This window comes from Nocardia sp. NPDC058666 (genome assembly GCF_042714895.1).
Classification (GTDB): Bacteria; Actinomycetota; Actinomycetes; order Mycobacteriales; family Mycobacteriaceae; genus Nocardia.
This window is the reverse complement of record NZ_JBHXRY010000006.1, coordinates 346,865-355,803: the sequence shown is the minus strand read 5'-3', so window position 1 is coordinate 355,803 and position 8,939 is coordinate 346,865. Positions and strand designations below refer to the sequence as shown.

The following is an 8,939-nucleotide window of genomic DNA, read 5'->3' as shown; positions in this document are numbered from 1 at the left end:
TGGAGGCTGCGCCTCGGACGCAACGGCGGCTAACTCGCGGCCGGGCCGCTACGGCCACTGCGTGGCCGCTGCTCCCTATGGGTCGCAGGTGGGGGCTGGGAGTGCGGTAGGTGGTGGGTTTGGGGTGAGGTGTCTGGTTGGCGGAGTGTGGGCCTGGTGGGATTTGGGGTGAGGTGGTGGGGGGAAGGTGCATTGGACGTCAAAAGGCCGGTAGCGCAAGCGCTACCGGCCTTTTGGGCTGCTCTGTGCCTATGGGTGTCGGTTAGCTGGTGCGGACCGACAGGCCTGGGTTGTCCGAGAGGACGACGCTCAGGGGTTGGGCGAACAATTGCGGGGTGTCGCCGGTGATGGCGCCGATGATGTTCGGGATTTCGCAGATGGGGAAATCTGCTACCGAGCTGGCGCTGGAGATGCCAAGGGCCAGGCGGCCGGTGACGATGGCGCCGCCGGAGTCGCCGGGGAGGGCGCAGATGTTGGCCGAGAAGCTTTGGGTGAGTTGGCGGTCGCCTACCTGGACGGTCTGGTCGACGCCGTTGATCACGCCGCAGCTGAAGCCGGTGCGGGCGCCGGACTTGCAGACGGGGGCACCGACCACGGGGGTGGCGACACCGTCTACGGGGATGGGGGCCTGGCCGGGGATGCGGACCAGGTTGTTCTCGAAGCGGGCGCGGGCGTTGTCGTTCACGCGGATGATCGAGTAGTCCTGCTCACCGAGCACGGACTTCTGGAAGGTGCCCAGCTGGGCGCCTGCCTTGTCGCCGTTCATCTCGTAGACCGCGGCGGCGCTGCCGGTGCCGGCGGACTCGATGTCGGGGTTGCAGTGGCCCGCCGAGATGTTCACGACGTTGCCCGCGCGGTCGGTGCCGTTGAAGCCCAGCGAGCAACGCAGCGAGCTGCGGCCGACCACCGAGGCGTAACCGTCGCCGCCTGCCAGCGCGCCGTTGCCGTCACCGGCCACCGGGGTGGCGGCCAGGTCGATGCGCTCGCCTGCCACCGGCGGGGCGGTCACGATCACGCGCGACGGGTCGATGAAGCTGGGCAGCGGCAGACCGGCCTGCTGCACGCGCACGGCGATCGAGTTGTTCACGGTGTCCACGACCACGCCACGCACCAGCGCGGAGATCTCCGGCGGGGCGGCGGCGAGCCAGTTCTCGAACGCGGTCTTCTCCCCGCGCAGGGTGGACTCGCTCTTGGCCACGTTGCGGACCTCGAAACCGGCCGACTGCGCGGCGTCACGGGCCTGATCGGCGCCGGGACCCTGCGACAGCGCGACCACGGCGTTGCCCTGATCGTTGAGCCAGGAACCGGCGAAGACCTGCGGGAACTGACGCTGCGCGGTGGTGGAGAACGCGGCCACCTGCTGCGCGACATCGGCGCGACGCAGGTATTCGTCGGGGGAGATCTTCAGGTCGCGCGTGACCGCGGCGATGAGCTGGGCGGGCAGGTCAGCGGGCGCGGGCTGCGCATCGGCAACCGCCATCGTGGGGCCGAACAGCAGAAACGCCGCCGAAGCGGCGATCAGGGATTTCCGAGCTCTTCTCGAGCTTCGCGCGGACGGGGTACGACCCATACGTGGCAGGAGCATGGGTCGAACTATATGGGCTTCGGGGACTTATGCCTACTCGGACCGGGTAAGAGATTTCGCTCACCCGGTCCGGGCGGTGATTGTTCCCCGCTCAGCCCGCGTTGGGCTTGGTGCGCACCATGATTCCGCTGCCGACGCCGCCACCCGACGTCGCCTCGATGTCGGCCAGGATCGGTCGAATCGGCACGCCGAGCGACGCGGTGCCGCCGTACGGGGCCAGCTGAGTATTGGCCTCGTCGCAGTTGGGCGCGCCCGAGGCGTTCGAGCCGCTGGTGATGCCGAGCGCCAGCGTGCCGGAGATGATCGCGCCGCCGCTGTCACCGCCGAGCGTGCACGCGGTGCTGGCGAAACCGCGGATGGTCTTGCTGACACCGGTTTCGGTGAACAGCTGGGTCTCCACGTGGTCGGCGGACACGAAACCACACGTGAACGTGGACGACTGGCCGGTCTTGCACACCGGTGCGCCCGTGACGGGCTCCGCGGTACCGGTCAGGGCCACCGTGGTGCCGTTGGCGCCGCGCACGCGAGGCTGGTCCATGCCCGCGTTCACCGCGCGCTCGTTGAGCTTGATCACCGAGTAGTCCAGCGAGGCGGGCCCGCCGAGCACGGCATGGGTGAACGAACCGACCTCGGGGCTGTTGGGGATGTCGCGCACGTTGGGCACGTACACCGCCGCCGCACCGCCTGCCTCGATATTCGGATTGCAGTGGCCCGCCGAGATATTGAGCGCGTTGCCCGCGGCGTCGGTGCTGTTGAAACCGAACGAACACACGTCCACGCCCACCAGCGACGCGTCGTGCAGGTCCTTCTTCGCGGTGATGTAGGTGTCGCCGCCCATCGGCTTGTAGACCACCGGACCGCCGCCGCCGGGCTGCAACACCACCTTGATGGTGGCGATCAGGGTCGGCAGGTTCAGCATGTGGCCGGTGCCGGTGTTGGCGACATTGAGCACCAGCTGGCTGTTGAGCGCGTCGATGGCGATCGAGCTGATCGGCGCGGAGATCGCGGGTGGCAGGCTCGCGATCCACTGACTCAGTTGCAGCAGCGCGCCTTCCAGACCACCGGCCGAGATCGGCGCCAGGTGCGGCTGGTAACCGGCCGCGGCGACGATCTTGCCCGCCTCGGCGTCGGTGGTGGCGACCACGGCCTTGCCCTCGGGCGTGAGCCACGCACCGGCGTAGGTGTCGGGGTTGTTCGCCCGGAAATCGGTGGCGTACTCGCGCAGCTGCTGAGCGCGCGCGGCACGATCGAGGTACTGCGCGGGCGACATCCCCAGGTCACGTGACAGCGCGGTCACCAATTCACCCGGTAACGCATCTGCTGAAAGCTGAACGGGCACAGCGGGTTCCGCTGACGCGATACCGGATCCGAGCAGGGGTGCGAGTAGAACAGTCGCGGCGAACCCGGCGGAGGCTGCCTTGACCGCGGCGCGACGCGCCACCAACTTGCGCATGAAATCCCTTCGTTCACAACCAGTGACCGAGAACACCGCCGGCGGCGATCATGTCGGTCAGCGCATCACTCTAGGGCACGGTCGTCCAGCTGGCGCGGTTACCGTGCGCCAGCTGAATTCAGCGGTAGCCCGGGATGGTCAGCGGCGGGGGCAGCACGCCCGGCGGGTTGCTGCGGAAGGGGTGGCGCGGGGCGGTGGTGGTGGTCGGCGGCGCGGTCGTGGTGGGTGGTGCAGTCGTCGTCGGCGCCTCGGTGGTGGTGGTCGTCGGCTCGGGCTCCGGTTCGGGCTCGGGGACGATCGCGGGGGCCGGAGTCGTCGTCTCGGAGAACGGCGGCGGGGGCGGCAGCTGCTCGGGAGTGGTCACGGTTTCCGGGCTGGCGTCGGAAATGGCTGGCGGCGTGGGGGTCTCGGGACCACGCGCCATCACCGCTACCGCGACACCGCCCAACAGCAGGCCGATCAGCGCGGCGGCGGCGATCAGGAAGGGCGTCTTGCCGCGCACGGGCTTCTCGGCGGGGGCGGTCACCGGAATGATCGGGGCCGCCGCGATCGGCGACATCCCCTTGGTCGGCATCGACACCGGCAGCGCCGCCGAATACGCCTGCGCGCCCACCGCGGGCGACGGCAGCGCGGGCATCACATCGGTGGACACCGTGGCGTTCTCGGTGACGATCGGGTCGGGCGGCGTCGTGCCCGCCGGGGTCGCCAACACCGCGACCAGCGCGGCCTCGGCAGCGGCATTGGCGAACGTCTTACCCGGATCGGCGCCGTCGACGGGCTGGGGCAGCTCGTCCTCACCCAGCAGGGCCACCGACTTCAAACCCAGATAGTCCAACGCCTCACGCACGCCCCGCACGACCTCGGTGGACCACCCCGCGGGATGCGTGGCGTAGAACTCGGCCGGGCCGCTGAGATGCTCGGTGGTCAGATCGATCAGACAGAACATCGCCGTGGCCAGCAAGTCCTCCGCGCGGTAAGCCTCACCGCCGTCGACATCCACCCCGGCCGGATCACCGATCGCGCGGACGAAACCGGCGATCGAATGCGCGTGCCCGGACGGCGCGGGACCGCCCAACGCGGCATCACCGTCATCGGACATGTGCAAGATCGAGGACCGCGCGATGACCTGCACCGTGCCGTCCTCGGTGACCACCGCGGCAATGCACTCGTCATCGGCGATCCGCAGGCCGACCCCAGTGGCCATCCGCTCTACCTCACTTCGGCGTCGACATCGTGGGCGCGAGTCACACCAGCAGTGAACCGTGTCCCATCGCGCGCAACATAGACAGTAATTCCGAACGTGAGCGCGCGCCTATTCGACGTCGGATTCGCGCGACGTGATGCTCCACGGTTTTCGCCGAAATGTACAGCCGTGCGCCGATCTCCCGATAAGTCAGACCAAGCAGGACCAGCTCGGCGACCTCGCGTTCACGGTCCGACAGCGCCCGCGGTTCGATCACCTGCTGCGGGCCGATCTGGGGGTCATCGGTGCTGGTCCGCGCCTGATCGGGGCGCGCGGGGATGCGCACCGAACGGGCCAGTTTCAGCAGGGCGTTGGCGGCGGCGGGGTCGTTGACCACGCGGGCGGTATCACCGGCCAGACGGGCGCTGTCGAAGGTGTGGCCCTGCGCGGCCAAGGCCAGAACCGCTGATTGGACGGCGGCGAGATCGACCTGACCGCGCAGCACCAGCAGCCAGGTGCGGCCCGCGTCGGCCAGCACCGCGGCATGCGGGTCACCGTCGGCGGCTGCGTTCTTCAGCGCGTGCGCGTGCGGGAGCAGGTTCTGCGGGGAGGACTTGGCGATGGCCGCCTGCACGCCATACCAGTGGAACGCGTTGGTCCACGCGGGCGCGCGGCCGAGTCGGCGGATCAACGCCATCGCGGCTTCGACCATGGGTTGGATGCGGCCCTCGTCGCGCAACTGGATACCGGCCAGCCAGAGTTCGCCGACCGGGACCAGGCTCAGCAGGTCGACATCGACCTCGTCGAACAGGGGGAAAGCCGCGGTCCAGGCGTTGTGCAGGGCTTGGGCGTCACCGCTGCGCCGGGCGAGGCCGACGGTGAGGGCGTGGGCCAGCAGCCGGTCGCGGGGGGCGAGGGTGGCGATGTCGATGTGGGCCATGGTCTCGGTGGCCAGGCATTCGTCGCCGATGCGCAGGGCGGTCAAGGCGGACAGGACGGGCAGTTGCAGGCCGGCTCCCGCGGCGGCGCGGATGGCGTCACCGGCTCGACGTGGTTCGCCCGCGCTCAAACTCAGCAGCGCGGCTGCGGTGACCGCGCTGCACGGGGTGGTGACACCGCCGTCGCGGTTGCCGGTGTGGGCGGCCTGGACCAGTTCAGAGATGGCGCCCGCGGTGCCCGCGCCGTGCGGGTCCAGCGAGGCGAGCAGGGCGTGCGCGGTCAGACGCGAACCGGCCGCGGCCTGGGTGGGCGGCCAGTGTTCGGCGTCGGCGGACATGTCGGCGGCCGCGGCACCGTCACCGGCCAGGACCAAAACGGTCGCGGCGATCGCCCAGTCGGCGCCGACGCGGTGGGCGCCGAGCCAGCGATAGAGAGCGGCGGCTCGGGTCACCAGGCCGCGGCGGGTGAGCACGCTGGCGCAGATGCGCACGGCGGCGGACAGGTCGGCGTCGGTGCTTTCCAGCAGGGGTTCGGCCAGGCGCAGGGCGGTGTCGTCGTCGCCCGCGCGGGCGGCGGCTTCGGCCCAGGCCAGGGCGATGTCGTGCGGGTCGGTGCCCGCGGTGACCGCGGCGGCGTAGTAGCGGTGGGCCTCGGCGTGATTGTGTTCGGCTGCGCGGCACAGGAATTCGGCCAGGCGATCGTCGCGGACACCGGATTCAGCCAGCAGCAGGGCGGTGTGGTCGCGCAGCAGGCCCGCCTCGAGTCGGGTGTCGAGCAGGCGTTTCTGGACCGCGACGAAACGGCGGTCGCCCAACACGGTGCGCAGTTGGGGCACTGCCGCGCTCAGCAACAGGTCGGCGTCGGTGACCAGCGCGCAGGCTCTGGCGCGCGCCAGCAGATCGTGGGCGGCGGTCAGATCCACACCGAGAACGTCCGACAGCTCGCCCGCGTCCAGGCCGGTGCCGGTGGCGGCCACGACGAGGGTGTCGAGCAGGGCCGGGTCGACACCGGCGAGTTGGGACCTGGTCCAGGCGACCATGGCCTCGTCGACGGCGGCGAAACCGGCATCCAGACGCGCCGTACCGGCAGCGAGCAGGGCCGCCACGACGCCGCCGTGAACGCCCGCGGTCTGCGTGTGAATGTGGGTGATCAGCGGGCGCGGGACCGTCACGCCGAGTTCGCGGGCGAACGAACCGATGTCGCCGCAACCCAGAGCACGCAATTCCACCGTGCGGCCGTGCCTGTTGACGGCCTCGCACAGGGCTCGCAAGGCCGCGTGGTGCGGGCGCGGTTGCATGGCGCAGATGAACGACCTGGTGCCCGACTCGACCTCGGCGCGCAACGCGTCGAGTTGATCGATCGGCATGGTGTGCAGGTCGTCGGTCACCACGATCGCGCCGTTGTCGGCGGCGGTGGGGGACGACGCGATCACCGCTAGGCCTTTGCCGCGCAGGCGTTGCCGGACTGCCTCGAGCAGGATCGATTTTCCGGTGCCGGAGCGGCCGGTCAGCAACAGGACTACGGGTTTATCGGGGGCTGCGTCCACCGATCGGAGGACTTCGCGGGCATTGGGCATGGTGTCGAGCGCGATGGAGCTCAATTGAGTCCTCCGAGCAGTCCACCGGGGAGTTGGGTTACTCCGCCGACGGTGCCTTCCACTACTTCGCCGGTGCCGTTGAGGACTCTGCCGGGGACCTCGGCGACGTTCGGGACGGCGGGGGGTTGGAATTGCGGTTGGGGTTGGGGCTGGGGCTGCGGTTGTGGGGCCGGTTGTTGGGGGGCCGGTTGTTGCGGCGCCGGTTGTTGCGGGGCCGGTTGTTGTTGTTGTTGCGGTGCGGGCTGTTGTTGGGGGGCGGGCGCTTGCTGTTGCTGCTGTTGGGTTTGGCCGCCCTGGGCCGGTGCCGATCCGGCCGACTGTTGTTGCTGTTGCTGCTGGGGAGCCTGGCCCGCTTCCGGAGCCGCGCCTTGGGCCGGGTTCTGGGTGCCAGGGGCGACGGCGATCGGTTGGCCGGTGGCGTCGACGGTGGGAGTACCGAGCACTGGTTTTCCGGTCGCGTCGACGGTGGTGCCGGGCAGCGGTTTGCCCGAGGCGTCCAGGGTGGGGGCGCCGGGGATGGGTTTGCCGGTCGCGTCGAGGGCGGGAGTGCCGATGATCGGCTTGCCGTTCGCGTCGAAAGTGGGGGTGGTCGCGACCGAGACCGGGGAGTTCGTGTTCGCGGCCGGGGCGTCGGTAGTGGTTTCCGGGGTGCTCGGGGTCGCGAATTGGGGAGCGACCGCGAGGGTTCCCGCGGTCAGGGCGCCGAACACGGCGACGGTGGCCGCGACTACGGCCAGGCGCTTCTTGGTCGCGAGTGCGGGCTTGGGGTCCTCGTCGTCGATGTCGGCCAGGGACAGAGTCGGGCCGTCGCCGAAGGGTTCGGCCGTGGCCAGCTCGGAATTCGACGTTGCCAGTTCTGTGCTTGCTGCGTGTCTGCCTGTTGGCAGCTCCGAGGTGGACTCGACTTCGGCGTGCTTGCCCGCGCTGTCGGTCGGGTCCTGCGTGCGCGCCGCATCCGTGGTGCCCGGATCGGCTTCGGCTTCGGTCGCCGCGAATCCGGTTCCGAGCACGGTCGCCGCGGCGGATTTCGTGAAGTTCGCCGGGCTCACGGCACCGGACTTCGGCTCGGCGAGGTCGGCGTCCATCGCGTTCACCGTCCACGGAGACGCCCCGTCGCTTTCCGCCGCCAGCAGATCCGCCGCCAACTCCGCCGCACCCGCGGCACTGGCCGTCGCGGGATCCTCACACGCCACCACCGGTAGCCCGAATTCCGACGACACCAGCTCCGCGACCAGCGGAATCGCGCCGCCACCCCCGGTCAGCAGGACCGCGGACACGTCGCGCAGATCCACGCCGGCACGCTGCACGGCGTCACGGATCAAACCCAGCGAATCCTGCAGGTCTTGGCGGAGCAGGTCCTCGAGCTCGTTGCGCACGATCCGCACCCGGCCGTCGGCGGCGAGTTCGCCCACCGACACCACCGTCGCGGTGTCCAACGACAGCGCCTCCTTGGCGGTGCGGCAGCGGTCGCGCAGCGCCGCCAGTTCGGTCTCGACGGCCGGATCGAAGGGGTCGATCTCGTTGTCACCGAGCGCGTGACCCAGCACGTAGCGCATTGTCAGCAAATCGAATTCCGAGCCCGCGATGTCGGCGCTGTGCGTCGGAACGCCGAGCAAACCCGACTTTTCACCCGTCCGCACGACCGAGACGGTGAGGCCGCTGTCGCCGAGGTCGTAGACGACAATCGCGCCCTCATCGAGCAGACCGCGCTCGATCTCATAGCGGCGCACCACCGCCAGCGGCTCGGGAACCAGCACCACCGCACCCGCGCCGGCGTTGTCCAGCGCCGCGCGCACCGCCTGCACCCTGACCTCGGGCCACCAGCCGGGATGGCACGACACCACCGTCGCGTCGGCATCGGTGAGCGCGGCGATATCGGCCATCAACCGGGTCGTTGCCGCCGCTACCAGGTCGGCCGCCACATGGCTGGAACCGTCTTCGGCGAGCATGCGCACCGGGTCGCCCACCCGCGACAAGAACCCCTCCACCACCACCGCGGGACCTGCGGTCGTTGCTACCTCTACTGCGGTGGGCCGCTGGATCACAGCCACCGGCTCACCGCCGTCGGCAGCCGTCGCGACGGCCACTGAACGCGATGCACCGACGGTGACGCCGAGCGCGAGACGGTCTGTCATATCGAAACCTCTGCGGATGCGGGAGCTACGGACACCATCGAGCGAGC

The 8,939-nt window shown here is 70.1% G+C and carries 5 protein-coding genes; all 5 read right to left on the bottom strand.

The annotated features are described in order from the left end of the window. Positions 1-262 precede the first annotated feature (262 nt). On the bottom strand, positions 263-1,585 hold the full coding sequence (locus ACFWVD_RS17665) for a S1 family peptidase (RefSeq protein ID WP_379243919.1): 1,323 nt from the start codon (positions 1,583-1,585) through the stop codon (positions 263-265). A 91-nt stretch (positions 1,586-1,676) separates the two neighbouring features. Continuing rightward, complete coding sequence (locus ACFWVD_RS17660; RefSeq protein WP_379243917.1) at positions 1,677-3,038, bottom strand: S1 family peptidase; 1,362 nt, start codon at positions 3,036-3,038, stop codon at positions 1,677-1,679. A 118-nt stretch (positions 3,039-3,156) separates the two neighbouring features. Beyond that, positions 3,157-4,242 carry a hypothetical protein gene (locus ACFWVD_RS17655; protein WP_379243915.1) on the bottom strand — a complete coding sequence of 362 codons (1,086 nt, stop codon included), beginning with the start codon at positions 4,240-4,242 and terminating at the stop codon, positions 3,157-3,159. A gap of 40 nt (positions 4,243-4,282) precedes the next feature. Then, the gene (locus tag ACFWVD_RS17650; RefSeq protein ID WP_379243913.1) at positions 4,283-6,760 is read right to left on the bottom strand and encodes a LuxR C-terminal-related transcriptional regulator; all 2,478 of its coding nucleotides are present in this window, start codon (positions 6,758-6,760) and stop codon (positions 4,283-4,285) included. Next, positions 6,757-8,892 (bottom strand): Hsp70 family protein, encoded by a 2,136-nt coding sequence (locus tag ACFWVD_RS17645; RefSeq protein ID WP_379243911.1) that lies wholly within the window; start codon positions 8,890-8,892, stop codon positions 6,757-6,759. Before ACFWVD_RS17645 ends, ACFWVD_RS17650 begins: the two co-directional genes overlap by 4 nt. Positions 8,893-8,939 lie beyond the last annotated feature (47 nt).

Excerpts from the sequence above, each read along its gene's own strand:
- ACFWVD_RS17665 (WP_379243919.1), bottom strand. The coding sequence starts at position 1,585 with ATGCTCCTGCCACGTATGGGTCGTACCCCGTCCGCGCGAAGCTCGAGA.
- ACFWVD_RS17655 (WP_379243915.1), bottom strand. The coding sequence starts at position 4,242 with ATGGCCACTGGGGTCGGCCTGCGGATCGCCGATGACGAGTGCATTGCC.
- ACFWVD_RS17645 (WP_379243911.1), bottom strand. The coding sequence starts at position 8,892 with ATGACAGACCGTCTCGCGCTCGGCGTCACCGTCGGTGCATCGCGTTCA.
- ACFWVD_RS17660 (WP_379243917.1), bottom strand. The coding sequence starts at position 3,038 with ATGCGCAAGTTGGTGGCGCGTCGCGCCGCGGTCAAGGCAGCCTCCGCC.